This window comes from Paraburkholderia pallida (assembly GCF_004524855.1).
Taxonomy (GTDB): Bacteria; Pseudomonadota; Gammaproteobacteria; order Burkholderiales; family Burkholderiaceae; genus Paraburkholderia; species Paraburkholderia oxyphila.
The window spans coordinates 546,383-571,809 of sequence record NZ_CP038148.1 but is presented as its reverse complement, the minus strand read 5'-3'; the positions used below and the strand labels follow the sequence as shown (position 1 = coordinate 571,809).

Below are 25,427 nucleotides of genomic sequence, written 5' to 3'. Positions count from 1 at the left end.
TATGGGACCAGAGTAAGAGCTTTGCATGGGGCAGGAGTAAGTGCTGAAGCACTAACTCCTGCCGACAGCTAAAGCGCTAACTCTGGTCGACAGGAGTCCAACGCATGGCAAAGTCCCCGAGTCTCGACGATTTCCGCGTGCCGTATTTCGGCGACAAGAAGGCGAACGATTTCTCCCCCGAGGCGATCGACCCGGCTGCGAAGCCGTTCTCGACCGGCAGCAAGGACGGCGACCGCGAGCGCCTCACGGAAATCGGCGACAAGCTCGACGTGCTGCAGGAGCGCCTGCACGCGCAGAGCCACCATCGCGTGCTGCTGGTGCTCCAGGGCATGGACACGAGCGGCAAGGACGGCACCATCCGCGGCGTGTTCCACGAGGTCGATCCGCTCGGCCTGCGCATCGTGCCGTTTCGCGCGCCCACGCCCATCGAGGCGGCGCACGATTTCCTCTGGCGCGTGCATATGCAGGTGCCGGGCGCCGGCGAGCTGGCCATTTTCAACCGCAGCCACTACGAAGACGTGCTGGTGCCGCGCGTCACGGAGCAGATCGACAAGGCGGAGTGCGAGCGCCGCTACCGGCAGATTCGCGACTTCGAGTCGATGCTCGCCGAGAACGGCACAACCATCATCAAGTGCTGGCTGCACATCTCGAAAGACGAGCAGCGCCGCCGCCTCCAGTCGCGCATCGACGACCCCACCAAGCACTGGAAATTCGATCTTTCCGACCTCGAGGCGCGCAAGCACTGGGACGCCTACCAGGCGGCGTATCGCGACGCGCTCGCGGCCACTTCCACGGAGGTTGCGCCCTGGTTCGTGGTCCCCGCCGACTCGAAGACGCATCGCAACGTGATGGTGGCCGAGCTGCTGCTGCGCCTGATGGAAGGACTCAAGCTCGAATATCCGCCCGCCAAGCCCGAGCTCAATGGCGTCAAGATCGACTGAAGTTCGAGTCAGGCGCGCCTCGCGCGCTACCCCCAACCCGCGCAAATCAAAAGGAATGAAGACATGCTGCGTGTGATCACCGCGAACCTCAATGGCATCCGCTCCGCGGCGAAGAAGGGCTTCTTCGAATGGTTCGGCGAGCAAAACGCCGACGTGCTCTGCGTGCAGGAAATCAAGTGCTCGCAGGACGACATGACGCCCGAATTCATGGCGCCGCACGATTTCAAGGGCTATTTCCAGCACGCCGTGAAGAAGGGCTATAGCGGCGCGGGCGTCTACACGCGCCACGAGCCCGACGACGTGATCATCGGCTTTGGCAGCGAGGAGTTCGACGCGGAAGGCCGTTACGTCGAGACGCGCTTCGGCAAGCTCTCGGTGATCTCGGTGTACGTGCCCTCGGGCTCGAGCGGCGAGGAGCGCCAGGAGGCGAAGTACCGCTTCATGGACGCGTTCCTGCCGCATCTGGAGGAACTCAAGCGCGAGCGCGAAGTGATCCTCTGCGGCGACGTCAACATCGTCCACAAGGAAATCGACATCAAGAACTGGAAGGGCAACCAGAAGAACTCCGGCTGCCTGCCCGAAGAGCGCGCGTGGCTCACGAAGCTCTTCGACGATGTGGGCTATGTGGACGTGTTTCGCAAGCTCGATCAGCGCCCCGAGCAGTACACGTGGTGGAGCAACCGCGGCCAGGCCTACGCGAAGAACGTGGGGTGGCGCATCGACTACGAGATCGCGACGCCCGGCATCGCGGCCACGGCCAAGAACACGTCCATCTTCAAGGACATCAAGTTCAGCGACCACGCGCCGCTGACCATCGACTACGACTACAAGATCAAGAAGCGCTGAGCGCGCCCAGGCACCCAGGCACGTTAGGGCGCCAGCACCACCTTGCGCTTTTGAATGGCCGGAATGCCCTGATAGTCGGGCAAACTGGCCAGCGGCTTGCCGATCGCCTTGGCGTAGAGCGGCATCATGTCGGCGAGGCGCTTGGCGATGTCCGCGCGCCGTGCGGGCGTGTACGGGTGCACGTAGATGAAGCCCTGGTCGCGGTCGGCGCGTGTGGCCACCGCGAGCTTGTCCCAGAGCGTGAGCGCCGCGCGCGGATCGAAGCCCGCGCGCGCGGCGATGTCGCTGCCGATCACGTCGGCCTCGGTTTCGTCGTCGCGGCCATAGTGCATCTCCACGAGGCGCGAGCCAATGCCGAGCGGGAACATGCCGAGATCGGCGAGCCCGAACAGCTGCGGCACCACGCCCGCCTCGATCTGCGCGGCTTGCTGCTCGCCCAGCCGCTCACGCACATGCTCGCGCACCGCATGCGCGATCTCATGGCCAAGCAGCATGCCGAGCTCGTTGTCGTTGAGCTTCACGCGATCGAGCAGGCCGCCGTACACCACGATCTTGCCGCCCGGCAGGCAATACATGCGGATGTCCGGCGAGCGGATCACCGCCACTTCCCACTTCCAGAGCTTCACGCGGTCGCCCCACTTGAGCGCGTAGGGCGCGAGCCGGTCGACGAACTGGCGCACGCGCTGCACGTGCGGATCGGAATCGGGGTAGAGCAGTTTCGAGTGCGCCGCGCCGCGCACGATCTCGTTGTACTCGGCGGCGGCCTGCGCCTCGAGCATCGGCGAGGGAATCAGGTTGCGAAACGCGACGATGTTGCCGAAACGCACGACGCGGCCCGTGTTCGGGCCGCTGGCGGCGGAGGCGTTGCTGCCCGGCGCGCTTTGCGCGTTGGCGCCCGAAGCGGCGGCGGCTGCAGCAGCCGTTTCCGCTGCGCTGGCGAGTGGGGCAGGCGCGGGGGCCGGGTTGGCCGTTGTGCTGCCGGCCGCGCCGGTGGGCGCGCTAGTCGGGGCGTTGGTGGGAGCGCTGTTGGGAGCATTAGCGGCGCCATTCTCGGCGGCGCCCACGAAATCGGCATGGAGCGAGCCCCAGACGGGTAGCGCCGCGGCGAGCGCCAGCGCGAGCGTGCGCCAAGCCGTCCGCATCCGTAGCGCCGACGACCGCGCGCCGCGCGCGTTGCCAGCTGCTTTTGCCCGTGCGTTGCCGCCCGCTTCCGCCCGTGCGTCGCCCCGTCCCTGATCCGCCGTTCGGCGCGCGTCCCTGCGTCCCGGACGGCCAGGCGTCGGGCGGTGGACGGGCACGGCATGCTGGGGGGACTTCACGACCGGATTCTCCACGGGGCGATTCGAATGAGCAGGAGCATACCCGGTACGGCGAGCACCGTGCAGACGACGAAGTAATCGAACCAGCCGATTTTCGCGACCACATAGCCGCTTGCCGCGGACGCGAGCGTGCGCGGCACCGAGGCGAGGCTCGTGAACAGCGCGAATTGAGTGGCGGTATAGCGCGGATCGGTCGTGCTGGCGATATACGCGGTGAATGCGGCGAGCGTGAGGCCGGTCGCGAAGGTCTCGAGGCCGTAGACGAGCGCGAGCGCGGCGGCGCGCGGATCCAGCGCTAGCTGCGCGTTCAGGCCGACCGCGCCGGCAAGGTGCGCGACGCCATGGCTCACCGCCACGACGGCGTCATAGATGAGCGCGAGCGAGGGCGAGCCGGGACCGAGCTGCGCGAGCCAGGCGAAGCCGAGCGTCGAGACCATCTGCAGGAAGCCGAAGATCCACAGGCCGCGCCCGATGCCGATCTTCACGAGCGCCACGCCGCCGATGATGCCGCCGGCCAGGCTCGCGCCGAACGCGGTCATCTTGGCGATCACGCCGATCTCCGTGCGCGAGTAGCCGATATCGAGGAAGAACGACGTCGAAAGCGTCGTGGCCATCGTGTCGCCGAGCTTGTACAGGAAGATGAAGGCAAGCACGAAGAGCGCCGCGCCGAGACCGTCGCGCTTCACGAATTCGGCGAAGGGCTGCACGATGGCTTGGCCCAGGTTCTTCGGCGGCGCGCCGTGCACTTCGGGCTCGCGCACCACGAGCGACATGATCATGCCGGGCATCATGAAGGCCGCCGTCACGACGAACACGGTGCTCCACGGCAGATGGTCGGAGAGAATCAGCGCGAGCGAGCCCGGCACGAGCGCCGCGATCTTGTACGCGTTCACGTGCACCGCGTTGCCGAGGCCCTGCTCGGTGTCCTTGAGCAACTCGCGCCGGTAGGCATCGATGGAGATGTCCTGGCTCGCGCCGAAGAACGCCACGAGCGCGGTGAGCGCGGCCACGGTCCAGATCGAATCCTTGGGCGAGACGAAGCCGAGCGTGGCGATCGCGCCCGCCACGAGAATCTGCGTGACGAGCATCCAGCCGCGCCTGCGCCCGGGGCGCCAGCCCGGCAGGCGCGGCACGTAGCGGTCCATGAGCGGCGCCCAGACGAACTTCCACGTATAGGGAAACTGGATCAGCGCGAAGAGGCCGATTTCCTTGAGATTGACGCCTTCGGAGCGCAGCCACGCCTGCACGAGATAGACGAGCGTGAAGAGCGGCAGCCCCGAGGTGAAGCCGAGAAACACGCAGATCAGCATGTGCGTGTTCAGATACGCGCGCCAGCCGGGGTGTTCTTCGTGTGCGTCCAGGTTATGAGACGCTAGCGGCGTCTCGGATGCTGTGGACGCCTGGGAGGGTTGAGTCGTGGCCTCTTGGGGCGGATTCTGCATGTCGTCCGGTGTGTCGGCGGAGGGCGGCGGCGCGGTGACCCGCGTGGTTTCCAGGTCTGTAATCTGTGAAAGATGCGCGACGCCGCTGCCGGCGTCACCGTTTCTTCACGCGATAGACCGCAAGACTACCACGCCAGTTCACGCCCCATCGAACCGTCTGGCCCCCGTGCAGCACGGCGCGGTCGAGAATTTCGATGCCGACCTCGGGCGCGAGCGCCTCGAAGTCCTTCACCGTGAGCACGCGCACGTTCGGCGTGTTGTGCCACTGGTAAGGCAGCGACTTCGAAACCGGCATGCGGCCGCGCAGCACCGAAAGGCGGTGCGGCCAGTAGCCGAAGTTCGGAAACGAGACAATGCACTGCTTGCCCACGCGCGCCGTCTCGCGCAGGATCGCGGCGGTCTGGTGGATGGTCTGCAGCGTCTGCGAGAGGATCGCGAAGTCGAAGCTGCCGTCTTCGAAGAGGCGCAGGCCGTCCTCGAGATTCTGCTGGATCACGTTGATGCCGTTGCCCACCGAGGCGAGCACGCCCGCGTCGTTGAGCTCGATGCCGTAGCCCGTGCATTCGAGCTCTTCGGAGAGCAGCGAGAGCAAGGCGCCGTCGCCGCAGCCGAGGTCGAGCACGGTGGCGCGCGGCTCGACCCAGCGCGCGATGGTGCGAAAGTCGGGACGGGCGGAAAGACTGTCGAAAGCGCTCTGGTTCATGCGCCCACCTCGTTGGCAATGCGTTCGTAATAGGCGCGCATGACGTTGTGATAGCGCGCGTCGTCGAGCAGGAAGGCGTCGTGGCCGTGCGGCGCGTCGATCTCGGCGTAGGTCACCTGACGCTTGTGGTCGAGCAGCGCCTTCACCAGCTCGCGCGAGCGCGCCGGCGCGAAACGCCAGTCGGTGCTGAAGCTCGCCACGAGGTACTTCGCCTTCGTATGCGCGAGCGCGCGCGTGAGATCGCCGTCGTAGTCCTTCGCGGGATCGAAGTAGTCGAGCGCGCGCGTGATGAGCAGATAGGTATTGGCGTCGAAGTAATCGGCGAACTTGTCGCCCTGATAGCGCAGATACGACTCCACTTCGAACTCCACGTCGAAGTTGAAGTTGTACTCGTTCACGGCGCCCTCGGCGCGGCGCAGCGCGCGGCCGAATTTTTCGGCCATGTCGTCATCGGAGAGATAGGTGATGTGGCCGATCATGCGCGCCACGCGCAGCCCGCGCTTGGGCTTCACGTTGTGCGCGTAGTAGTCGCCGCCGTGGAAGTCGGGGTCCGAGAGGATCGACGAGCGCGCTACTTCGTTGAACGCAATGTTTTGCGCCGAGAGCTTGGGCGTGGAGGCCACCACGATGCAATGGCCGAGCCGGTCGGGATAGCGCAGGCTCCATGCGAGCGCCTGCATGCCGCCGAGGCTGCCGCCCATCACGGCGGCAAACTTCTCGATGCCGAAGCGGTCGGCCACGCGCGCCTGGGCGTCCACCCAGTCTTCCACCGTCACCACCGGAAAGCGCGCGCCCCATGGCTTGCCCGTGGCGGGGTCGATGCTCATCGGGCCGGTCGAGCCGAAGCACGAGCCCAGATTGTTCACGCCGATCACGAAGAAGCGGTTGGTGTCGAGCGGCTTGCCCGGGCCGACCATGTTGTCCCACCAGCCGACGTCTTTCGGGTTGTCCGCGTAGATGCCCGCGACGTGATGCGACGCGTTGAGCGCATGACAGACGAGCACCGCGTTGCTGCGCGCGGCGTTGAGCGTGCCGTAGGTCTCGACCACGAGGTCGTACCCGGCGAGCGCCGTGCCGTTCTGCAGTTGCAGGGGTTCGTCGAAATGCAGTGTTTGAGGGGCGACGATGCCGATCGATTCCATTCGTTCCGCCTGGGTTTTTTGGGCGGCTAAACGGTGTCGGCGGGCGCGGAGTGCGAAAGGAGTGGCGCAGCTGACGACCTCTTTAGCCGCATTTATATCGAACTCCGGGCGTAGTCAGTGACAGGCCAAGAGTTCACGCGCCCGCAATCGAGTCAGCAAATCGGCGCGTGGGTGATGCACAACGAACGCAAAGTATAACGGAAAACGCCGTGCGCAATGCGGCGGACGAACCGGCGCTGCGGCGCCGGCCCGCCCATGTGCGCCGGGCGCGGCTCAGGCGCCGAGTGCATGCGCGTTGCGCCAGCGCCGCAACTGGAATGCCGCGACGATCATCAAGATGCCGTACAGCACCGCGTAGGTGGCGATCACCCAGATGAGCGAGAGCGCGCCCGCGCCCGGGAACATGACGATGAAAAAGCCCACCGCGGCGGAGAGCAGCCCCGAGAGGCCGACCGCCCACGGATGCGCGATGGCGTGCCGGTACTGGATCGCATAGATGATCTCGAAGACGCCGATGGCAAGCGCCCAGAAGCCGATGATCATCACGAGGACGATGGCCGTCTCGCCGGGCCAGAAGAACGCCACGAGCCCCGCAAAGACGCCGATCAACCCGACGACGACATACGACCAGCGCCGCGTGCTGCCGCCGCGCGCGCCGTAGAGCAGCGCGAAGGCGCCGTCGACGATCGCGTAGGCGCCCCAGACGATGGCGAGCGTGAGCACGGTGAGGCCGGGCAAGGCATAGGCGAGCACGCCGAACACGATGGCGGCGACGCCGCGCGCGAGCAGCCACCCCCAATGGGCGGAGAGGCCGGCGAGAATCGGCAGGGCTGCGGGGGCAATGGGACGGCTCATGCGTAGTTTCTCCTTTTGACCGCACGTGGCGCTTTAACGCCCGGGTGCGTGCCCATGCGAGGGTGTCGGCAGCGCCGCGACTTAACGCGGCGCCCACCGTAGCCTGCGTAGGGGGCGAGACGCGCGACCCAGGCGCTTTTGGCGCGGCCGCGCTATTGAAGAATCACGCGAATCTGCTCGTCGGCGTGCTCGCTGGGCGAGCGCTTGAACCCGCTTTGGGCGTAGCGGTGCCAGCAGCCGATCACATAGCGCACGAGCAAATTGGCGCGGACAGCGGGATCGTAACCGTTTTTCGATAAACGGCCGCCGGCCGTGCCGCCCTCGGCCTGCGCCTGCTCGGCAAGGCTCACGCGCAGGCACTGGCGCAAGGTGGCCTCGATGCGGTCGAGCATCTGGTTCACGCGCTCGGCGAGGCGCTCGTGCTCGCCCACCAGCGCTTCGCAGGTCAGCACGCGCGTCATGCCGGCGTTTTTCGCCGAGAACTGAATCAGCATCAAGGCGATCGCGCGGGCCTGCAACGCGCCGCTCGGCTCCTTCGCGACGATCTGGTTGATGAGCTGGAAAAGCGTCTGCTCGATGAAGTCGATGAGGCCTTCATACATCTGCGCCTTGCTCGCGAAATGGCGATAGAGCGCGGCCTCGGAGACGCCCAGGCGCGCGGCCAGCGCGGCCGTGGTGATTTTTTCCCCACGCGGCGTTTCGAGCATCGAAGCGAGCGTCTGGAGGATGTGCACGCGGCGCTCGCCCGGCTTCGGACGGCTGCTGCGGCGCGGTGCGGCGTCTGGCGATTCGGCTGCTGCGGTTGCTACGACTGGGTCACGCGTTTCGGTCGGCTGCATGAATGTCGCCCCCTGAGTCCGGCTGGCGGGCTGCAATCCCGCCCGGCCGCTTGAGTCTTGCCGTTTATTGTCGCTCCGGAGGTGCTGCGGCTCCGGATTCGCTGTTGCTTTGCGGTTTTCTCGTTGCTTTTATGCGCGCAGACGCTCAAGCGCGTGATCGGCTGCGCAATGCGCCGCTTCGCAGGCCGCGCGTCAGCGATTTTAGCGAACGAACGCAATGATCGACATAGTGAGGGCGCCCATTGCGCGCCATGCGCGTAGGCAGATGCCCCGTGATCCAGACCGTGCGGATGCCGAGGCGCCGGTAGCGCTTCAGATGCCCGCGCGTGTCCTCGACGAGGATCGCGTCGGCGAACGCGACGCCCACATCGCGCAGCGTCTTGCGCAGCATCGCGGAATCGGGCTTGGCGCGCCAGCGCTCGCGCGTGCGCATGTGCTCGATGGCCACGACGCGCTCGAACTGCCGCTCGATGCCGAGCGCCGCGAGCACCGCGTGCGCGTAGTCCGTGGGGCCGTTGGTCAGCACGATCTTGCGGCCGGGCAGCGCCGCGAGCGTGCGCGCGAGGCCGCGCTCGGCGTGCAGCATCGCGTGCAGGTCGTCGAAGGTGTGCACGACCTTGAGGAAATCGTGCGCGTCGATCCGGTGATGGCGCGTGAGGCCCAGCAGCGCCGCGCCGTAGCGGTGCGTGTAGCTCGTGCGCAGATGGTTCGCGACGTCGAGGCTCACGCCGAGCGCGTCGACGATGTACTGCGTCATGCCGCGGTTGATGGCCGGGAAGATCGCGCGCGAGGCGCCGTGCAACGTGTTGTCGAGGTCGAAGAGCCAGACGGGGCCGCGTGAGGTGGGGGCGCCGTAGCCCGGGGCACGATCGCTGGGGGCGCCATAGCTCGGGCCGCGATCGGTGGGGCCGCCGTAGCCCAAGCCGAAATCGCCGGGGCTGTCATAGCCCGTCCCACGCGCGGGACGCGGCGCCGGCGCGGCTAGCAAGGTGCGCCGGGCGTGTTGCGGCCGGCGGCGAGGCGGGCGTGAGACGTTCATCATGCGAAAAGCAGGCGAAGCGCGAGCCTGCACGCCGCAGGCGAGGCCCGGGTGGCCGCGCGGGCCACCGGCGGGCAGGCGCACCCAGTCTGGATTTTAGTGCGAGCGGATCATCGTGCCGAACGGCTGCTCGGTCAGGATTTCGAGCAGCACCGAGTGCTCGATGCGGCCGTCGATGATGTGCACGGAGCGCACGCCGCTCTTGGCCGCGTCGAGCGCCGACGCGATCTTCGGCAGCATGCCGCCCGAGATCGTGCCGTCCTCGAAGAGGGCGTCGATCTCGCGTGCGGAAAGGTCGGTGAGCAGGTTGCCCGCCTTGTCCATCACGCCGGGGATGTTCGTCATCATCACGAGCTTCTCGGCGTTGAGCACGACCGCGAGCTTGCCCGCGACGAGGTCCGCGTTGATGTTGTACGAGAGACCGTCTTCGCCGAAGCCGATCGGCGAGATCACCGGAATGAACGCGTCGTCCTGGAGCGCCTTCACGACGGCCGGGTTGATCGCCTCGACTTCGCCCACTTGGCCGATGTCGATGTACTGACCCGGGTTGTCGCGGTCCGGCATCATCAGCTTGCGCGCGTGGATCAGGCCGCCGTCCTTGCCGGTCAGGCCGACCGCGTGGCCGCCGAAGTGATTGATGAGCGTGACGATGTCCTGCTGTACCTCGCCGCCGAGCACCCACTCGACGACTTCCATGGTCTCTTCATCCGTGACGCGCATGCCCTGGATGAACGTGCCTTGCTTGCCGATCTTCTTGAGCGCCGTGTCGATCTGCGGGCCGCCGCCGTGCACGATGACCGGATTGATGCCCACGAGCTTGAGCAGGATGACGTCGCGAGCGAAGCCCTGCTTGAGCCGCTCTTCGGTCATGGCGTTGCCGCCGTACTTGATGACGACGGTCTTGCCGTGGTACTGGCGGATATAGGGCAGCGCTTCGGCCAGGATTTCGGCTTTCAGGGTGGGCGCGATCTGCGAGAGGTCGATGGGCTCGGACATGGCGGCGGGACTGGACAGGAGAACAGGATGAAAAACGGCGGAACCAGGCGCGCTCGCGAAAGCGCGGCTGAAACAGGCCGAATTGTACAGGACTGGCGCGGTGCAGCAGGGTTTTCGAGAGGGTGGGTGGGCGAGCGCGCAACGGGGTGTTGCCCGAGCGCGTCGCTGTGCACAATGGAGGCGAATTCCAGGCGATCATGCGCTATTTCCGCTCAAACCCTCCGCTGGGTGAGCGCCGGGTGAACGATGGGCGAACTGCGGGCGAACTGCGGGCGAACGGCCGGTGAACTGCGGGCGCCTGCGCCGTCCTGTGGCATTATTTTCCCATCGCTGAATCCGGCCTCGCCAGGAGCGCGCCGCCATGACCGCCCCCGCAAGCCCCGCCCACGCCATCAAGCGCGCACGTTGCCCGCGTTGTGGCAATGCCTTCGACTGCGGCAGGCACACCGAGCCGTTCGAATGCTGGTGCAAGTCGCTGCCCGCCGTGCCGGCGAGCCAGCTCGACCCGCGCGGGCGCTGCCTGTGCCCCGAGTGCCTTGCCGCCGCCGTCGCCGCGGGTGCTGCGCCGCACAACACCGGCGAGAGCCGCTGAGCTGAGTTATTGCGCCGCCCGCGCCGCCCGATGTTCGGCGGCGAGCTTGCGCAGGTCGGCGCTCACGTCGTCGAGCACCGGCGCCCACTCCCGGAACCGTTTCTGCCTATACAGCGTCGTATGCGGATACCAGGGGCTGTCGCGCCGCTCCAGTTCCCAGACCCAATGCGGATTCACGTCCAGCAGCACCCACGTGCGCTGGCCGAGCGCGCCCGCCAGATGCGCGCTCGACGTGCAGACCGAGATCACGAGATCGAGCGCGTCGACGAACGCGGCGGTGTCGTCGAAGGTGTGCCATTCGGCGCTGAAGTCCGCGATCTCGAAGCCGGCCGCGCGCGCGGCCTCGACGTCGGCCTGCGCATCCGGTTGCAGTGAATAGAACGCCACGTCGGCGATACCAGCGAAATGCGCCGCGAAGTGCGCCGCAAAGCGCTCGAGCCCGACGCGCCGGAACGGATTGCGCTTGTGGGTGAGGCTGCCCGTCCAGGCGAGCCCGACCTTCAGGCGCCGCTCGCCCGCGAGCCGCTCGCGCCAGCGCGCCGCCGCAGCGGGCTCCGGCGCGAGATAGCGCACCGGGCCGGGGATCGTCTCCTCGCGCGTGCCAAAGATCAGTGGCAGGCTCAGCAGCGACACTTCGCAGTCGTAGGCCGGCAACGCCTCGACGCCGCCGCCCGCGCAGTACAGATCGCAATGGTTGCCGAGGCTGCGCGAGAGCAGCGCGCCCATTTGCGGGAACGAATTCCAGACGAGCCGGCCGCCTTCGCGATGTACGCGCTCGGCGAGCATCGGCACATAGCGGCAGAACTGCAGCAGGTCGCCCTTGCCTTGTTCGCCCCACACGAGCAGCGTGCGGCCGGCCAGCGGCTCGCCTCGCCATTCGGGCCTGGGAAAGACCGGGCGGCCCGCGGCCAGCTCGCTTGCCCCCTGCCAGCGCGCTTCGTGTCCGCGCCAGCCTTCGGCGAAGTTGCCGCGCATGAGCTGGATCATCGACAGGTTCAAGCGTATCGATGCGTCGTTCGGCGCATACTGGCATGCGCTGCGAGCGGCCCGCTCGGCTTCGTCCCATTGCTGGGCTTCCCTGCACGCCATCGCGTAGTTGTTCGCGGCCAGCGCGCTATGCGGAGCGAGTGCGAGCGCGCGGCGACTCGCCTCGAGCGGGCGCATCACGTTGGTGTCGGTGGGCAGCACCCGGCCGAGGTTGATCCAGGCATTGGCATTGTTGGGCTCCATCGCGACCGTCTCTTCGAGCAGCGCGAGGACTTCACTGCTATCTGATTTGATCTGTATCAATGCGCCGGCAAGATTGTTACGCAGATTTGGAAACGTTCGCTCGATTGCGAGTGCGCGGCGGTAAGGTTCTATCGCGTCGGCGTGGCGATTGGCGAACTGCAGTGCGAGACCCGCGGCGAACCATGCAGCGGCGCGCTGCGGCTCGAGTCTCGCGATCGCGGCGCTCAGGCGTATGGCCTCGCTGGCCAGTCCAGGATCTTGAGCGCGTGCTGCGATGAGCATGAGTGCATCGTCGTGCAAGCCTCGCAGCGAGGCGCGTGTCCTGGCGAGCAGCTCGTGGGCTGCCGCATCGCTGGTGCCGGTTGCGTCACTCGTTGCGGCGTCGACGAAATCGAGGAATAGCTCACGCGTACGCGCAAGCGTGTCAGAAAGCGGAGTCTGCATCGTGTCTTCTGCCTTGCCGGAATACGCTGTTTCTCATGTAGAAGGTGGATGACTTAGATTGAAGCAAACCTTTTCAAGATAATGAATCAGACGAGTCCGAACAGGTAAACTGACACCATGCATCGCATAACCGTCAGTGCTCGCGTCAATCTCAGCCATTTGTTCTGGCTGCGCAGTCTCGCCATTATTGGCCAGCTCTGCACGATCGCCTTCGTGCAATTCTTTTTCGGCGTGCAGTTGCCGCTGCCTGCCATGTTGTTCGTGATCGCCATGGAAGTGGCGTTCAACGGCGTCACCTGGCTGCGCGTCACGCAAGACCGTCCCGAATCCAATCTCGAATTGTTCGGCCAGATCTGGGTCGACCTCGGCGCGCTCTCCGCGCTGCTGTTCCTCTCGGGCGGCACGACCAATCCGTTCGTCTCGCTTTATCTGCCGTCGCTCGCCATCGCGGCCGCGGTGCTGCCGTGGTATCTCACCGCGTGGCTCGCGTCGTTTGCCGTCGCTTGTTACGTACTGCTCGGCTTCGACAACTTCCCGCTCAATCTCGACAATCCCGCGAATCTCTTCGATTACTACCGTGCGGGCATGTGGGTGAACTTCATGGTGAGCGTGGCGCTCATCGTGTGGTTCGTCGCGCGCATGTCGCGCGCGCTGCGCCAGCGCGAAGCCGCGCTCGCCGACGCGCAGCAGCGCCTCCTGCGCGACGAGCGCGCGGTCGCGCTCGGGGTGCAGGCGGCCACCGTCGCGCACGAGATCGGCACGCCGCTCTCGAGCATCGCCATGCTCACCGAGGAGTTGCGTGACATCGCGCGCACCGACAAAGGCCTCGCGCCGTATGGCGCCGACCTCGAACTGCTCGACCAGCAGATCACGCTGTGCACGTCGGCGCTCGCGCGGCTGCGCAGCCGCGCGTCGTCCACAGGCAGCCTCCAGGCCGTGAGCGAATGGCTCGGGCCATTCGTCGAGCAATGGCGCTTGCGCCATCCGCACGTGAAGTTCGAACTGCCTGGCAATGCGCCTTCGGACCTGTACATCGAGGATGCCGTGGCGGTCGGCCAGATCCTCACGATCCTGCTCGACAACGCCGCGCGCGCGAGCCGCGATTTCGTGACGCTGCGTGCGTATCCGGCCTCGCGCGCGGGCTATATCGATTTCGAAGTCTGCGATGCGGGGCCGGGTATCCCGGCGTCGCTACGCGCGTCGCTGGGCGCGGCACCCGTGGAAAGCACGCAGGGCGGTCACGGGGTGGGCTTGTATCTCGCGTTTTCGTCTGCGGCGCGGCTGGGCGGCTCGATCGATCTCGCCGATATTTCGTCGGGCGCCGCCGGGTCGGGCGCCGCTGGGTCGGGTGCTTCTGCATCGGGCGCCGCTGCGGTGAGCGCCGGCGCGCCGGGAGCCGCTGCGCCGGGCGCTGCTGCCGGGGACGTTGCCACCTCCGGTGGCGCCATGGCGTCTGGCGCTGGGGCGTCCTACGCAGGCACGCGGGAGCCCCCAGTCACGGGTGCAGCAACCTCCGGCGCGCGCGCACGCAAGTCGCGCGGCACGCGTGCGGTGCTGCACGTGCCGGTGAAGACGGAGGCCGAGGCTCGGGTGGGCGGAGCGATCCCGGCGGCTCAGTCGAGCGGGGCGGCGCGCGGCGGCGCCGCGGCCCAGAGTTCGGACATTGGACGAGGCGAAGGGCCAGGCCGGCCCGACGCCGGCTGATAACACGGAGAAGCAGTATGAGCGATATGAATTTCCTGGTGATCGACGACGACGAAGTGTTTTCCGACATCCTCACGCGCGGCCTCACACGGCGCGGCTACCAGGTGCAGCAGGCGCACAACGCCGAAGAAGCGATCCGTTTCGCGAATCAGCAGAAGTTCGCGCAGATCACCGTCGACCTGCATCTCGGCAACGACTCGGGACTCTCGCTGATCGCGCCGTTGCGCAACCTGCAGTCCGACGCGCGCATGCTCGTGCTCACGGGCTACGCGAGCATCGCCACGGCGGTGCAGGCCGTGAAGGATGGCGCGGACAACTATCTCGCCAAGCCGGCGAACGTGGAGATGATCCTCACCGCATTGCAGGGCGATGCGAGCGCGCTGCAGGCCGAGGAGGCCATCGAGCATCCCGCGCCGCTTTCGGTTGCGCGCCTCGAATGGGAGCACATCCAGCGCGTGCTGGCCGAGCACGGCGGCAACATCTCGGCCACGGCGCGCGCGCTCAACATGCACCGGCGCACGCTGCAGCGCAAGCTCGCGAAGCGGCCGGTGCGCCAGTGAGCGCATAAGGGCACGCCAGGCGCGCACAAGCGGCGCACAAAAGAAAAGGGGCTCCGCGTTGGCGCGGAGCCCCTTTTTTCATGCTCGCCTGCACGCGGCAGGCTTCAGTTCGCGCGACTAGCGCGTCGGGTTCGTACCGTTACAGCACGTACCGCGACAGGTCTTCGTCCTGTGCGACTTCGCCGAGCGCCTTGTCGACATAGGCGGCGTCGATCGTCACGCTCTGGCCCGCATGGTTGCCGGCCGCGAACGACACGTCTTCCAGCAGCTTTTCGATGACCGTATAGAGACGGCGCGCGCCGATATTCTCGGTCTTCTCGTTCACGGAGAAGGCAATTTCCGCGAGCCGGCGAATGCCGTCTTCCGCGAAATCGAGCTGCACGTCTTCCGTGGCGAGCAGCGCCTGGTACTGCTTGACGAGGCTCGCGTCGGTGGCGACCAGGATGGCTTCGAAGTCCTTGACGGAGAGCGAGTCGAGTTCCACGCGGATCGGAAAACGCCCCTGCAGCTCGGGGATCAGATCGCTCGGCTTCGAGAGATGGAACGCACCGCTCGCGATGAACAGCACGTGATCGGTCTTCACCATCCCGTACTTCGTGTTGATGGTTGTGCCTTCCACGAGCGGCAGCAGATCGCGCTGCACGCCCTGGCGCGAGACTTCGCCGCCGCTGCCTTCGTTGTTGCGCGAGGCGATCTTGTCGATTTCGTCGAGGAACACGATGCCGTTCTGCTCGACGTTCTGCACGGCCTTGGCCTTGACCTCTTCGTCGTTGAGCATCTTGGCCGCTTCTTCGTCGGTGAGGACCTTGAGGGCTTCCTTCACCTTGAGCTTGCGGCGCATCTTCTTGCCACCGCCGAGATTGGCGAACATCGAGCGGATCTGCTCGGTCATGTCTTCCATGCCCGGCGGCCCCATGATGTCCATGCCCACTTGCGGCTGCTCGACGTCGAGCTCGATTTCCTTGTCGTCGAGCTGGCCTTCGCGCAGGCGCTTGCGGAAGGTCTGGCGCGTGGCGTTGTCACCTTCGCCCTGGCTCGCATCGGACGCGGAAGAGCCGAAGCCCACCGGCCGCGCGCTCGGCAGCAGGATGTCGAGGATGCGGTCTTCGGCCTGATCGGTGGCCTTGCTGCGCACCTTTCGCATTTCCGTTTCGCGCGTCTGCTTCACCGAGATTTCGATGAGGTCGCGCACGATGCTGTCCACGTCGCGGCCCACGTAGCCCACTTCGGTGAACTTGGTCGCTTCGATCTTGATGAAGGGCGCGTCCGCGAGCTTCGCGAGACGCCGCGCGATTTCGGTCTTGCCGACGCCCGTCGGCCCGATCATGAGGATGTTCTTCGGCGTGATTTCCTGGCGCAGCGGATCGGCCACCTGCTGGCGGCGCCAGCGGTTGCGCAGCGCGACGGCCACGGCTTTTTTCGCGTTGGCCTGGCCGATGATGTGCTTGTCGAGTTCCGAGACGATCTCGGCGGGGGTCATGGTGCTCATCCTGATTCCTTCTCGTCTGTGCGGCGGGTTACTCGATGGTTTCGATCACGCGGTTGTGATTCGTGTAAATGCACATGTCGCCCGCGATCTCGAGCGACTTTTCGACGATCTCGCGCGGCGAGAGCCCGGTATTCTCGAGCAGCGCGCGTGCCGCGGCCTGCGCATACGCACCGCCCGAGCCAATCGCGCAGATGCCTTCTTCGGGGTCGAGCACGTCGCCGTTACCGGTGATGACGAGCGTGGTGCTGGCGTCGGCGGCGATCAGCATGGCTTCGAGGCGGCGCAGCATGCGGTCGGTGCGCCAGTCCTTCGCGAGCTCGACGGCCGCGCGCGTGAGATTGCCCTGATGCTTTTCGAGCTTGGCTTCGAAGCGGTCGAGCAGCGAGAACGCATCGGCCGTGCCGCCCGCGAAGCCCACCATCACCTTGCCGCCATAAATGCGCCGGACCTTCTTCGCGCCACCCTTCATGACGATGTTGCCGAGCGTGACCTGGCCGTCGCCGCCGAGCGCGACCTTGTCGCCGCGCCGCACGGAAACGATCGTCGTGCCGTGAAATTGCTCCATGTGCGTTCCTTTTTACCGTTGATGCCAGGTAGAGACTGGAACGACGCGGTTTGTGCAGCCGCGCCGCAGTGTCGGATTCGGTACGCGCCGCTCGCGGCGCGGGGCGCGCGAGCGGGCGTGTCGGTAGAAGTTTAGGGCGGCAGCGGGCAGTTCAAGGGCTCGCGGCGCAGATTTCGGGATAAGCGCGGGCGAGCGCAAACAAAAAAGCGCACGGGACTCCGTGCGCTTCGACAAGGAAGGCAGAAAAATCCGGCACGCGCCGCGCGGCGGCGCCGGCAGCCAATCAGTCGCCGAACAGCTTCTGGCGCAGCTCGCGGCGCTCTTGCGCCTCGAGCGAGAGCGTGGCGGTGGGGCGTGCGAGCAGACGCGGAACGCCGATCGGCTCACCGGTTTCCTCGCACCAGCCGTAGTCGCCCGCTTCGATGCGTGCGAGCGATTGCTGCACCTTCTTCAGCAGCTTGCGCTCGCGGTCGCGCGTGCGCAGCTCGAGCGCATGCTCTTCTTCGATCGTCGCGCGGTCGGCCGGATCCGGCACGATTACCGTCTCGCGCAGATTCTCGGTGGTCTGGCCTGCATTGCGGAGAATTTCCGCCTGCAGCTGTTCGAGCCGGTTTTTGAAGAAGGCGAGCTGATCCTCGTTCATGTAATCCTTGTCGCTCATCTTCAGGATTTCGGCTTCGGTCAAGAGTCGTTTCGTCGTCATCTGGCTTGCTTCTTCAATGAGTGAGGCAAAACTGGCATATCTTGCCTGCACTTTTGTGTTGCCCGCAGTGGCCTCTCCCACTTTACCGCGCGCTTAATCGCGCCAAGGTGCGCGTCGGCGGGCACGAACGTTGAGCTGTCGTGACGCCTAAGCGCCGCTGCGGGGCCGAACTCCTCTGGAAACCGCTATTCAGATGCTCTTGAGGCATATTTCGTACCGGCTGCGCGCTGCGACGCGATGCGCGGCCGGGGAGGCGATTTTCTTGCCGAAACCCGCATAAATGGAAGTTCCGGGGCGCCTCTCTTTCCAGTGGGGCCGTATTGTAACCGAACCGCAAACTCGCGCCGCAAGTAGGAAATCCCTCAATTGGCGGCTTCCGTCAACGTTCGATATCCAGAAAATATAACGCGCCCATCGTGAAAAAGCGATGGTCGGGTACGTTATTTGACATGTGTAGCGGAGAAACGCGATTTTGCACGGGCACCCGAGGGGGGCGTGTAGCCGCTTCGCATAACAGGGTGGCCCAGGTGGCGCGCCCATGGCGCATCGCCAAACGGCGGTCAGCCGCCCGTGCGCAGCCAACGACAACGCCCGGCGGTGGCCCGGGCGTTGCGAGTCGGTATGGCGCGGCGCAGCGACGGCGCCGCGCCCGACGTCAGGCGAGGCAGGCGTCGAGGCCGTCGGTGATGAGGTCCTGCGGCAGCTCGATGCCGATGAACACCATCTTGCTGCCCTTCTTCTCGATCGGCAGCCACTTGGCGGCGAGGTCGCTGCCCATCATCTGATGCACGCCCTGGAACACGACCTTGCGATCCACGCCCTTCATGTAGAGCACGCCCTTGTAGCGCAGGAGGCGCTCGCCGTAGATCTGCAGGATGCCGCCGAGGAAGTCCTCCAGACGGTTCGGATCGAACGCGCGGTCGCTGCGGTACACGAACGACTTGATCTTGTCGTCGTGGTGCGCGTGATGATGGTGGTGGCCGTGATCGTGGCCTTCGTGGTTGCACTGGCCGTGATCGTGGTCGCAGTCGCCGTGATCGTGCGCGTGATCATGATCGTGGCCGTGGTGCGCGTGGGCGTGATCGTCTTCGGCGAGGAAGTCGGGGTCGATCTCGAGCTTGGCGTTCAGGTTGAAGCCGCGCAGGTCGAAAACTTCCTTGATGTCCGCCTCGCCGAAATTCACCTGGCGGATCTGCGCGCGCGGGTTCATGTGCACGAGGCGATGGCGCAGGTCGTCGAGCTCCTTCTCGTCGACGAGATCGGCCTTCGTGATGAACAGGCGGTCGGCGAAACCGACCTGGCGCTGCACCACTTCGTGCTCGTCGAGCTGATGGTTGCCGTGCTTGGCGTCCACGAGCGTGATGATGGCGTCGAGCAGGAATTCGTCGGCGATCTCGTTATCCATGAAGAACGTCTGCGCGACCGGGCCCGGATTCGCGAGGCCCGTGGTTTCGATCACCACGCGGTCGAAATCGAGCTTGCCGTCGCGCTTTTGCTGCGCGAGGTCGCCGAGCACGCGCGCGAGGTCGCCGCGGATCGTGCAGCAGATGCAGCCATTGCTCATCTGGATGATCTGCTCCTGGCTATCCTGCACGAGGATTTCGTTGTCGATGTTCTCTTCGCCGAATTCGTTCTCGATCACGGCAATCTTCATGCCGTGCGGTTCGTTCAGGATGCGCTTGAGCAAAGTGGTTTTGCCGCTGCCGAGAAAGCCGGTGAGGATAGTGACGGGAATCATGCTGTTTGCCTTGAGTGCCTCGAATCGGGGTGGGATACGGCGCGGGAGCCGAACGTTACAACATAACTAACTATTGAAACATATCTGGGCCGTGCGCGCTCGCGCCGCCCGTTTGGCGAGTGCCGAAAGCCGGCTGCCGCGCCTGCCCAACTCAATACGGACACCCAGGCAATTACCAGGCGCCGGACTTGCCGCATACGGGTGTTCATTACTTGCTCGATGCATTCGCATTATCTCGAATTAATGAGGGATCTCATTAATGTGTATTCCTGCAACACAAATAAGAGTTTAGAAATCGTCCTAAAGCGTTGCATGGCCAAGGCGGGTTTTAATTCAATCACCGACAGCAATTTCCGACGGGATTCCCTTCGGACTCAGTCGGTGTGACGGTCATCGGGGCGTAGTCCTGGCGGGGAATCCCTCTGCTGCATTCCTGAAGGGCCGCTGCAGTGTTGATCGCACGCCGTGCCGGAGTTCAGACTGACGCCGGTGGTGCTTGCGGCGCCCGTCGTTTGTCCAGTAGCCAGCCCGATTGCTCGCGTGTGTCGAGGGTCGGGCCGGCGTTAATCGGCTGTCTGTCTCATTAGTCGGCCGGCTAATGCTGAATTGCTTGAATTGCCGGGAATCTCGATTAATGAGAAGCCGGATGAATTGCGCGTTTATAGCGAATTATTTTGAGGATTATATGAACAAGGTTTATCGCAGCGTCTACAACAAAGTGTTGGGTACGTGGGTGGCGGCATCGGAACTGACCGCTGCGCGCGGCAAGCCGGCGCGCGCGAAGTCGGGCGTCGTGCTCGTGGCGGGTGTGCTGCTGGCATCGGCGGGCGCGATGTCCGATCTGGCTCAGGCATCCGTCGCGATTTCGGACAACGGCATGAAGACGGTCCAGTCGGGTCCGGCCTCCATGGGTGGCAGCGCTGGTGGCAACGGCGCCTCGGCGTCGGCCAACTCGATCGCGATCGTCGGTGACGGCGACTGTAACCTGCTCACGAACGTCAACTCGAAGTCCGTCTACGGCGACGGTGTGGCCAATAGCTATAAGGGCGGCATCTACGGCTTCGGCGTGCAGAATTCGGCACTCAGCTATGACGACATGTACAACGCTGGCGCGGGCCAGAAAGGGTTGAGGGCTTTCTCGTCGATGACCGCTGGCTACGTGACGGAAACCGGCAACGGCGTTGCGGCGACCCAGGCGTTCGGCCTGAATTCGACCGCCATGGGCTGCGGTTCGCAAGCGAATGGCTTCGGTACTGTCGCGACGGGCTGGGGTGCGATTGCGAGCGGCGCGGGCGCAGTGGCGTTCGGCATCAACTCGGTAGCGGCGGGCCAGGGCTCGTTCGCATCGGGCATCGCCGCCAATGCGGCAGGCGACGATTCGATCGCGCTGGGCACGCTGGCCACGGCTTCGGCGAACGGCGCCATCGCGCTTGGCGCGAATACGTCGGCGCTTGGCGAAAACGCAGTGGCAACCGGTAACGGCGCGAGCGCCGAGGGTGACGAGTCGGTCGCACTGGGTTCGCTCGCCACGGCCGGCGCGAACGGCGCAGTGGCATTCGGCGCGAACGCAGCCGCGCTCGGCGAGAACGCACTGGCATCGGGTAACGGCGCGAGCGCACAAGGTGACGAGTCGATCGCACTGGGTTCGAACGCCTCGGCCGCCGCGAACGGCGCCGTCGCACTCGGCTCGAACGCAGCCGCGCTCGGCGAGAACGCATTGGCATCGGGCAACGGCGCGAGCGCACAAGGTGACGAGTCGATCGCTCTGGGTTCGAACGCCTCGGCTTCCATGAACGGTGCGATTGCGCTTGGCTCGAACGCAGCCGCGCTCGGCGAGAACGCAGTGGCGCAGGGTACCGGCGCGAGCGCCGAAGGTGACCAGTCGGTCGCGCTGGGCTCGCAAGCTAGCGCCTCCGGGCTGGCCGCGATGGCACTCGGCTGGAACGCGTCGGCAGCTGGCTTGAGTTCGATTGCCTTTGGCGCTGGCGCAAACGCCGCGAGCGACGATTCAATCGCCATCGGCACGCTCGCTTCGGCGCTCGGCAACCGTTCGCTTGCGTTCGGCGTGAATGCGTCGGCTAGCGCAGCCAACTCGGTGGCGCTGGGTGCGGGTTCGGTGGCTGACCGCGCGAACAGCGTCTCGGTGGGCGCGGCAGGCAGCGAGCGTCAGATCACGAACGTCGCGGCCGGCACGGCCGACACCGACGCCGTGAACGTTGCGCAGATGAACTCGCAGATCGGCTCGCAGATCAACACCCAGATGAAGAACTCGGGTCTGATCGCTGACGACGGTTCGGCGAACGTGGCCGTGACGTACGACAAGAACGCCGACGGTACGAGCGACTACAGCAACCTCACGCTCGGCAACGGCGTGGCGGGCGGCACGGCGATCCACAACGTGGCGGCCGGCACGGCCGACATGGATGCGGTCAACGTCGGCCAGCTCAACACGGCGGTCAGCGACCTGAACGACACGATCAGCAATGTAGCAAGCGCGGCGCAGAACGCGGCCGATAACGCCTACAACCCGTTTGTCGCCGCCTACGGCAACCGCAGCACGGAAGCTGCGGTGGCGAGCGGCGTGTATTCGGCGGCATTGGGCGCGAACGCCAACGCCAGCGGCGCCAGCTCGGCCGCATTCGGCGCGAATGCCGTGGCTAGCGCAAACAACTCGGTTGCGCTCGGCGCGAACTCGGTGGCCGACCGCGCCAACACGGTTTCGGTGGGCTCCGCGGGCAACGAGCGTCAGGTGACCAACGTGGCCGCCGGCACCGAGGGCACGGACGCGGTGAACGTGAACCAGCTCGTGGCGGCGCAGCAGCGGGCGCAAAACTACGCCGACTCGAAGATGTCGCAGATGACGCAGGGCCTCTCGTCGCTGCAGGATTCGATCGGCGACGTGCAGCGCAAGGCCTACGCCGGCACGGCGGCGGCGATGGCCGTCGCGGGCCTGCCGCAGCCGACGCAGCCGGGCAAGATGATGGTCGCGATGTCGGGTGGCCGTTATGGCGGCCAGACGGGTGGCGCGCTGGGCTTCTCGTACGTGACTGAGAATAACAAGTGGGTCGGCAAGGTGGCCGCGAACACGAGCACGCAGGGCAACACCGGCGTCGTGGTCGGCGCGGGCTACCAGTGGTAATGCCTCGCTAGCGCGAGCCTGCCGCAAGGCTGGCAAGCCTGGCGTTTGACACAGGGTCTACGGCCTTCCGGGCGTAGACCCTGTTTTTTTTATGCGCGCGGTTAGAGAACCTGCAACAACAGTCCCTTCAGATACTCGCCTTCCGGGAAAGACGCGAGCAGCGGATGATCGACGCCCGCGCCGAGGCGCTTGAGGATGCGCGCATCGACCTTCGCATCGGCAGCCGCGCCTGCGACGATCTTCTGGAACAGCTCCGCGTCGATCGCGCCCGAGCACGAGTACGTGAAGAGCAGGCCGCCCGGGCGCAGCAGCTTCAGGCCCGTGAGGTTGATGTCCTTGTAGGCGCGCGCGGCGCGGTCCACGTGCTCGCGCGAGGCCGCGAACTTGGGCGGATCGAGCACCACGAGGTCGAAGCGCTCGCCTTCTTCGTGCAGGCGGCGCAGCGTCTTGAAGGCGTCGGCGTCGAGCCAGGTCGCGCGGGCCGCGTCGAAGCCGTTCGCCTCCACGTTCTTCTGCGCGGTGGCGAGCGCCTCGCCCGACGAGTCGATCGACACCACGCGCGTGGCGCCGCCCTTCATCGCCGCGAGCGAGAAGCCGCCCGTGTAGCAGAAGCAGTTGAGCACGTCGCGCCCTTGAGCGAAGGTCTGCACGAGCGCGCGGTTGTCGCGCTGATCGACGTAGAAGCCGGTCTTGTGACCGTTGCGCACGTCCACGTGATAGCGCACGCCGTTCTCATTGGTCACGATGGTCTCGGGCGGCTCGTCGCCTGCCATGAGGCCCGTGATCTGCTCGAGCCCTTCCTTTTCGCGGATCGAGACATCCGAGCGCTCGTAGACGTTCGGGCAGCCCGTTGCCGCCGTGAGCGCCGCGACGATTGCTTCCTTCCATGCCTCGACGCCCGCCGCCATGAACTGGCAGACGAGCTGGCCGCGCGCGTTCTCCGCAACGTCTTCCTTGTAGTAATCGACGATCACCCCGGGCAGGCCGTCCGCCTCGCCGAAGATCAGGCGCACCGCGCCCGTGCCGTTCACCATCGCCTGGCGATGCGCGACCGCGCGCTGCACGCGGCGCTTGAAGAACGCGTGGTCGATGGGCTCGTTCTCGTCGAAGCTCCAGACGCGCGCGCGGATCTGCGAATGCGGGCTGTACGCAGCGCGCGCGAGGAAGCGGCCGTCATGCGCGCGCACGAGAACGGTCGCGCCGGGCGCGGGCTTGCCCTCGACGCGCTCGATCGCGTTGGCATAGACCCACGGATGGCGGCGCAGCAGAGATTTTTCTTTCGACGGCTTGAGAGTGACGATATTCATGATGGATTTGATGCCTGGCGTCGTGGCGAGCCGCAGTGAGAGGCGCCGCGCGCGTGAATGACGGGTGAATCGTGTGAATCGTGTGAGTTCTTTGAACCGGGGGTGAATCAGTCGCGCTTCTTGGCGCGTGGATGCGCGTTGTCGTAAACCTTCGCGAGATGCTGGAAATCGAGCGAAGTGTAGACCTGCGTGGCCGAGATGCTCGCGTGGCCGAGCAGCTCCTGCACGGCGCGCAAATCGCCGCTCGACTGCAGCAGATGCGTCGCGAACGAGTGCCGTAGCACGTGCGGATGGACGTTCGCCGGGATGCCGGCGACCAGCGCCGCGCGCTTCACGCGCTCGCGCACGACGCCGGGTGCCATGCGGTTGCCGCGCACGGACAAGAAGAGCGGGGCGTCGTCGTGCTTGACCCAGGCGCCGCGCACGGCGAGCCAGGCGTCGAGGGCTTCCAGCGCCTTCTTGCCGACGGGCACGAGGCGGTGGCGGTCGCCCTTGCCGTGCACTTCCACTTCGGCGGCGTCGCGCTTGAGCCAGCCCGCCGATTCGTAGCCGTCGCGCTTCACGTAGTGCACGTCGAGGCCCACGAGCTCGGCAAGGCGCAGCCCCGACGAGTAGAAGAGCTCGAGCATCGCGTGATCGCGCAGCGCCTCGACGCTATCCGCGGCGCCTTCGCCGGTCGGATGCGTGGCCGAGGCGGGCGCCTCCATGAGCTTCACGGCATCGTCGACGGAGAGCGCCTTTGGCAGCGTCTTGTCGCGTTTGGGCGCGCGCACCGCGGTCACCGGATTCGCGTCGAGCTCGATGCGGCCCGCGAGCCAGCGGTAGAACGCGCGCCAGGCCGAGAGGCGGTGCGCGATCGAGCGCGCCGAGAGGCCGCCCGCATGGGCGCGCGCCACGGCGCCGCGTACGTCGGCGGGTGTGATTTTCTCGAGCGGCCGGCCGTTCTGGAGCTTTTTCAGTTCATCGAGCTCGTGCGCATAGCCGCGCAGCGTGTGCGCCGAAAGCCGGCGCACGTGCTCGAGCTCATCGAGATACGCGGCGATCGGGTCGGTCGGATTCACGGTGGGGACTTGTGCGTGGCTTCAGTGCGGCTGCGAGGCGCGTGCTGCGCGCTTCAATGCGGCAGGAGCCGCGTGAGCCCGGCGCTCGCGAGCGTGCCGATCTTGCGCAGCAGGTCGGTGGCCATGCCATCGTGAAAGCGGCGCGGATCGGGCGAGCCCAGCACGAGCAGGCCGAACGCTTCGCCGCTCGGATCGCGCTCTTCGGCGCTCATGCGTTTGCGCAGCGCGACGATCGCCACCGACTGCGGCGTCTGTTCGCCGCCTTCGAGCCACTGTGCGGCTTCGAAGCCGGTGTTCGCGCCGCAATACGGCACTTCGAGGCTGTTGGCGTAGAGCCGGACTTCTTCGCCCGTGTGCTTCGCGAAGCTTGCCTGCGCATAGGCATCGGCCACGTCCCACAGGCGCAGCACGGCCTGCGGCACGTCGAATTCGTGGCGCAGCTGCTCGGCGATCAGGCGCGGCAGGGCATGCGGGTCGCGCTCGGCGAGCACGTGCGACACCCACTGCACCGTTTTCGCGGCGATGCTGTCGTTCTCGTGGCCGTAGCGCAGCAGCTCGGAAAGGCGCAGCTCCAGATGCTTGTTCTTCTCGCGCAGCATCTCCATCTGGCGTTCCTGCAGCGACACGGCCGCCTTGCCGTGTGGATTGCCGAGCTTGATCGTGGCCAGCAGTTCGGCGTGCTCAACGAAGAAATCGGGATTGGCGAGCAGATAGTCGGCGACTTCGCGATCGTTCATGTTGGTGGCGCGTTCGATGAAGAAGCGGCGCGCGGG

22 protein-coding genes are annotated in these 25,427 nt (G+C 66.0%); 6 read left to right on the top strand and 16 right to left on the bottom strand.

The genetic code is table 11. The features are described 5' to 3' along the window. Positions 1 to 104: 104 nt before the first annotated feature. Positions 105 to 941: a PPK2 family polyphosphate kinase gene (locus E1956_RS02505; RefSeq protein WP_134747115.1), complete on the top strand. Its 837-nt coding sequence runs from the start codon at positions 105 to 107 to the stop codon at positions 939 to 941. A gap of 63 nt (positions 942 to 1,004) precedes the next feature. Continuing rightward, on the top strand, positions 1,005 to 1,787 hold the full coding sequence (locus E1956_RS02500) for an exodeoxyribonuclease III (protein WP_134747113.1): 783 nt from the start codon (positions 1,005 to 1,007) through the stop codon (positions 1,785 to 1,787). A 23-nt stretch (positions 1,788 to 1,810) separates the two neighbouring features. On the opposite strand, the gene E1956_RS02495 is transcribed toward E1956_RS02500, so the two are convergent. The 8 genes from E1956_RS02495 to argB form a co-directional block, all read right to left on the bottom strand. Beyond that, positions 1,811 to 2,929, bottom strand: a complete 1,119-nt coding sequence (locus E1956_RS02495; RefSeq protein ID WP_134747111.1) for a M48 family metallopeptidase — start codon at positions 2,927 to 2,929, stop codon at positions 1,811 to 1,813. Between the two features lie 173 nt (positions 2,930 to 3,102). Further along, complete coding sequence (locus tag E1956_RS02490; RefSeq protein ID WP_134747109.1) at positions 3,103 to 4,548, bottom strand: AmpG family muropeptide MFS transporter; 1,446 nt, start codon at positions 4,546 to 4,548, stop codon at positions 3,103 to 3,105. 94 nt (positions 4,549 to 4,642) lie between these two features. Beyond that, positions 4,643 to 5,251 (bottom strand): methionine biosynthesis protein MetW, encoded by a 609-nt coding sequence (gene metW / locus E1956_RS02485; RefSeq protein WP_134747107.1) that lies wholly within the window; start codon positions 5,249 to 5,251, stop codon positions 4,643 to 4,645. Then, positions 5,248 to 6,393, bottom strand: a complete 1,146-nt coding sequence (gene metX / locus E1956_RS02480) for a homoserine O-succinyltransferase MetX (RefSeq protein ID WP_134747105.1) — start codon at positions 6,391 to 6,393, stop codon at positions 5,248 to 5,250. The genes metW and metX overlap by 4 nt, the downstream gene beginning before the upstream one ends. 273 nt (positions 6,394 to 6,666) lie before the next feature. Beyond that, entirely contained in the window at positions 6,667 to 7,248 is a 582-nt protein-coding gene (locus E1956_RS02475) for an HdeD family acid-resistance protein (RefSeq protein WP_134747103.1), read from the bottom strand. Positions 7,249 to 7,400: 152 nt separating this feature from the next. Further along, positions 7,401 to 8,087: a nucleoid occlusion factor SlmA gene (slmA, locus tag E1956_RS02470; RefSeq protein ID WP_028217251.1), complete on the bottom strand. Its 687-nt coding sequence runs from the start codon at positions 8,085 to 8,087 to the stop codon at positions 7,401 to 7,403. A gap of 145 nt (positions 8,088 to 8,232) precedes the next feature. Next, positions 8,233 to 9,129, bottom strand: coding sequence for a pyrimidine 5'-nucleotidase (locus E1956_RS02465; RefSeq protein WP_232071230.1), 897 nt, complete (start codon positions 9,127 to 9,129; stop codon positions 8,233 to 8,235). 93 nt (positions 9,130 to 9,222) lie between these two features. Beyond that, on the bottom strand, positions 9,223 to 10,122 hold the full coding sequence (gene argB, locus E1956_RS02460; RefSeq protein WP_134747101.1) for an acetylglutamate kinase: 900 nt from the start codon (positions 10,120 to 10,122) through the stop codon (positions 9,223 to 9,225). Between the two features lie 361 nt (positions 10,123 to 10,483). Here argB and E1956_RS02455 point away from each other — a divergent pair, with 361 nt between their 5' ends. Beyond that, positions 10,484 to 10,714 (top strand): cysteine-rich CWC family protein, encoded by a 231-nt coding sequence (locus tag E1956_RS02455; RefSeq protein ID WP_134747099.1) that lies wholly within the window; start codon positions 10,484 to 10,486, stop codon positions 10,712 to 10,714. Between the two features lie 6 nt (positions 10,715 to 10,720). Here E1956_RS02455 and E1956_RS02450 read toward each other — a convergent pair whose 3' ends face one another. Continuing rightward, a complete protein-coding gene (locus E1956_RS02450; protein ID WP_134747097.1) occupies positions 10,721 to 12,388 on the bottom strand; it encodes a tetratricopeptide repeat protein in 1,668 nt (555 codons plus the stop codon). Between the two features lie 117 nt (positions 12,389 to 12,505). Here E1956_RS02450 and E1956_RS02445 point away from each other — a divergent pair, with 117 nt between their 5' ends. After that, complete coding sequence (locus E1956_RS02445; RefSeq protein ID WP_232071228.1) at positions 12,506 to 14,092, top strand: ATP-binding protein; 1,587 nt, start codon at positions 12,506 to 12,508, stop codon at positions 14,090 to 14,092. Positions 14,093 to 14,109: 17 nt separating this feature from the next. Further along, positions 14,110 to 14,652, top strand: a complete 543-nt coding sequence (locus E1956_RS02440; protein WP_134747095.1) for a response regulator transcription factor — start codon at positions 14,110 to 14,112, stop codon at positions 14,650 to 14,652. A gap of 139 nt (positions 14,653 to 14,791) precedes the next feature. Here the strand turns inward: E1956_RS02440 and hslU are convergent, their stop codons facing one another. The 4 genes from hslU to E1956_RS02420 all read right to left on the bottom strand — a co-directional run bounded on the left by hslU (position 14,792) and on the right by E1956_RS02420 (position 19,147). Continuing rightward, complete coding sequence (hslU, locus tag E1956_RS02435; RefSeq protein ID WP_134747093.1) at positions 14,792 to 16,141, bottom strand: ATP-dependent protease ATPase subunit HslU; 1,350 nt, start codon at positions 16,139 to 16,141, stop codon at positions 14,792 to 14,794. A 28-nt stretch (positions 16,142 to 16,169) separates the two neighbouring features. Continuing rightward, positions 16,170 to 16,706 carry an ATP-dependent protease subunit HslV gene (gene hslV / locus E1956_RS02430; protein WP_134747091.1) on the bottom strand — a complete coding sequence of 179 codons (537 nt, stop codon included), beginning with the start codon at positions 16,704 to 16,706 and terminating at the stop codon, positions 16,170 to 16,172. Between the two features lie 283 nt (positions 16,707 to 16,989). Next, positions 16,990 to 17,409 carry an RNA polymerase-binding protein DksA gene (gene dksA, locus E1956_RS02425; protein WP_102645627.1) on the bottom strand — a complete coding sequence of 140 codons (420 nt, stop codon included), beginning with the start codon at positions 17,407 to 17,409 and terminating at the stop codon, positions 16,990 to 16,992. Between the two features lie 655 nt (positions 17,410 to 18,064). Continuing rightward, positions 18,065 to 19,147: a CobW family GTP-binding protein gene (locus E1956_RS02420; protein WP_134747089.1), complete on the bottom strand. Its 1,083-nt coding sequence runs from the start codon at positions 19,145 to 19,147 to the stop codon at positions 18,065 to 18,067. Positions 19,148 to 19,832: 685 nt separating this feature from the next. Between E1956_RS02420 and E1956_RS02415 the strand changes: the two genes are divergently transcribed. Then, the gene (locus tag E1956_RS02415) at positions 19,833 to 22,286 is read left to right on the top strand and encodes an ESPR-type extended signal peptide-containing protein (RefSeq protein WP_167759959.1); all 2,454 of its coding nucleotides are present in this window, start codon (positions 19,833 to 19,835) and stop codon (positions 22,284 to 22,286) included. 101 nt (positions 22,287 to 22,387) lie between these two features. On the opposite strand, the gene E1956_RS02410 is transcribed toward E1956_RS02415, so the two are convergent. From E1956_RS02410 to E1956_RS02400, 3 genes are all read right to left on the bottom strand, one after another. Further along, complete coding sequence (locus tag E1956_RS02410; RefSeq protein WP_134747085.1) at positions 22,388 to 23,593, bottom strand: class I SAM-dependent rRNA methyltransferase; 1,206 nt, start codon at positions 23,591 to 23,593, stop codon at positions 22,388 to 22,390. A gap of 107 nt (positions 23,594 to 23,700) precedes the next feature. Next, the gene (gene xerC / locus E1956_RS02405; RefSeq protein WP_134747083.1) at positions 23,701 to 24,654 is read right to left on the bottom strand and encodes a tyrosine recombinase XerC; all 954 of its coding nucleotides are present in this window, start codon (positions 24,652 to 24,654) and stop codon (positions 23,701 to 23,703) included. 53 nt (positions 24,655 to 24,707) lie between these two features. Next, a complete protein-coding gene (locus tag E1956_RS02400; RefSeq protein WP_134747081.1) occupies positions 24,708 to 25,391 on the bottom strand; it encodes a DUF484 family protein in 684 nt (227 codons plus the stop codon). Between the last annotated feature and the right edge of the window lie 36 nt (positions 25,392 to 25,427).

Bases quoted from the DNA above. Each gene is read 5' to 3' on its own strand.
- hslU (WP_134747093.1), bottom strand. From the start codon at position 16,141: ATGAGCACCATGACCCCCGCCGAGATCGTCTCGGAACTCGACAAGCAC.
- E1956_RS02450 (WP_134747097.1), bottom strand. From the start codon at position 12,388: ATGCAGACTCCGCTTTCTGACACGCTTGCGCGTACGCGTGAGCTATTC.
- E1956_RS02445 (WP_232071228.1), top strand. From the start codon at position 12,506: ATGCATCGCATAACCGTCAGTGCTCGCGTCAATCTCAGCCATTTGTTC.
- argB (WP_134747101.1), bottom strand. From the start codon at position 10,122: ATGTCCGAGCCCATCGACCTCTCGCAGATCGCGCCCACCCTGAAAGCC.
- E1956_RS02465 (WP_232071230.1), bottom strand. From the start codon at position 9,129: ATGATGAACGTCTCACGCCCGCCTCGCCGCCGGCCGCAACACGCCCGG.
- E1956_RS02420 (WP_134747089.1), bottom strand. From the start codon at position 19,147: ATGATTCCCGTCACTATCCTCACCGGCTTTCTCGGCAGCGGCAAAACC.
- hslV (WP_134747091.1), bottom strand. From the start codon at position 16,706: ATGGAGCAATTTCACGGCACGACGATCGTTTCCGTGCGGCGCGGCGAC.
- E1956_RS02500 (WP_134747113.1), top strand. From the start codon at position 1,005: ATGCTGCGTGTGATCACCGCGAACCTCAATGGCATCCGCTCCGCGGCG.
- metX (WP_134747105.1), bottom strand. From the start codon at position 6,393: ATGGAATCGATCGGCATCGTCGCCCCTCAAACACTGCATTTCGACGAA.
- slmA (WP_028217251.1), bottom strand. From the start codon at position 8,087: ATGCAGCCGACCGAAACGCGTGACCCAGTCGTAGCAACCGCAGCAGCC.
- E1956_RS02400 (WP_134747081.1), bottom strand. From the start codon at position 25,391: ATGAACGATCGCGAAGTCGCCGACTATCTGCTCGCCAATCCCGATTTC.
- E1956_RS02475 (WP_134747103.1), bottom strand. From the start codon at position 7,248: ATGAGCCGTCCCATTGCCCCCGCAGCCCTGCCGATTCTCGCCGGCCTC.
- E1956_RS02415 (WP_167759959.1), top strand. From the start codon at position 19,833: ATGAACAAGGTTTATCGCAGCGTCTACAACAAAGTGTTGGGTACGTGG.
- E1956_RS02490 (WP_134747109.1), bottom strand. From the start codon at position 4,548: ATGCAGAATCCGCCCCAAGAGGCCACGACTCAACCCTCCCAGGCGTCC.
- metW (WP_134747107.1), bottom strand. From the start codon at position 5,251: ATGAACCAGAGCGCTTTCGACAGTCTTTCCGCCCGTCCCGACTTTCGC.
- E1956_RS02495 (WP_134747111.1), bottom strand. From the start codon at position 2,929: ATGCGGACGGCTTGGCGCACGCTCGCGCTGGCGCTCGCCGCGGCGCTA.
- E1956_RS02440 (WP_134747095.1), top strand. From the start codon at position 14,110: ATGAGCGATATGAATTTCCTGGTGATCGACGACGACGAAGTGTTTTCC.
- E1956_RS02455 (WP_134747099.1), top strand. From the start codon at position 10,484: ATGACCGCCCCCGCAAGCCCCGCCCACGCCATCAAGCGCGCACGTTGC.
- E1956_RS02410 (WP_134747085.1), bottom strand. From the start codon at position 23,593: ATGAATATCGTCACTCTCAAGCCGTCGAAAGAAAAATCTCTGCTGCGC.
- E1956_RS02505 (WP_134747115.1), top strand. From the start codon at position 105: ATGGCAAAGTCCCCGAGTCTCGACGATTTCCGCGTGCCGTATTTCGGC.
- dksA (WP_102645627.1), bottom strand. From the start codon at position 17,409: ATGACGACGAAACGACTCTTGACCGAAGCCGAAATCCTGAAGATGAGC.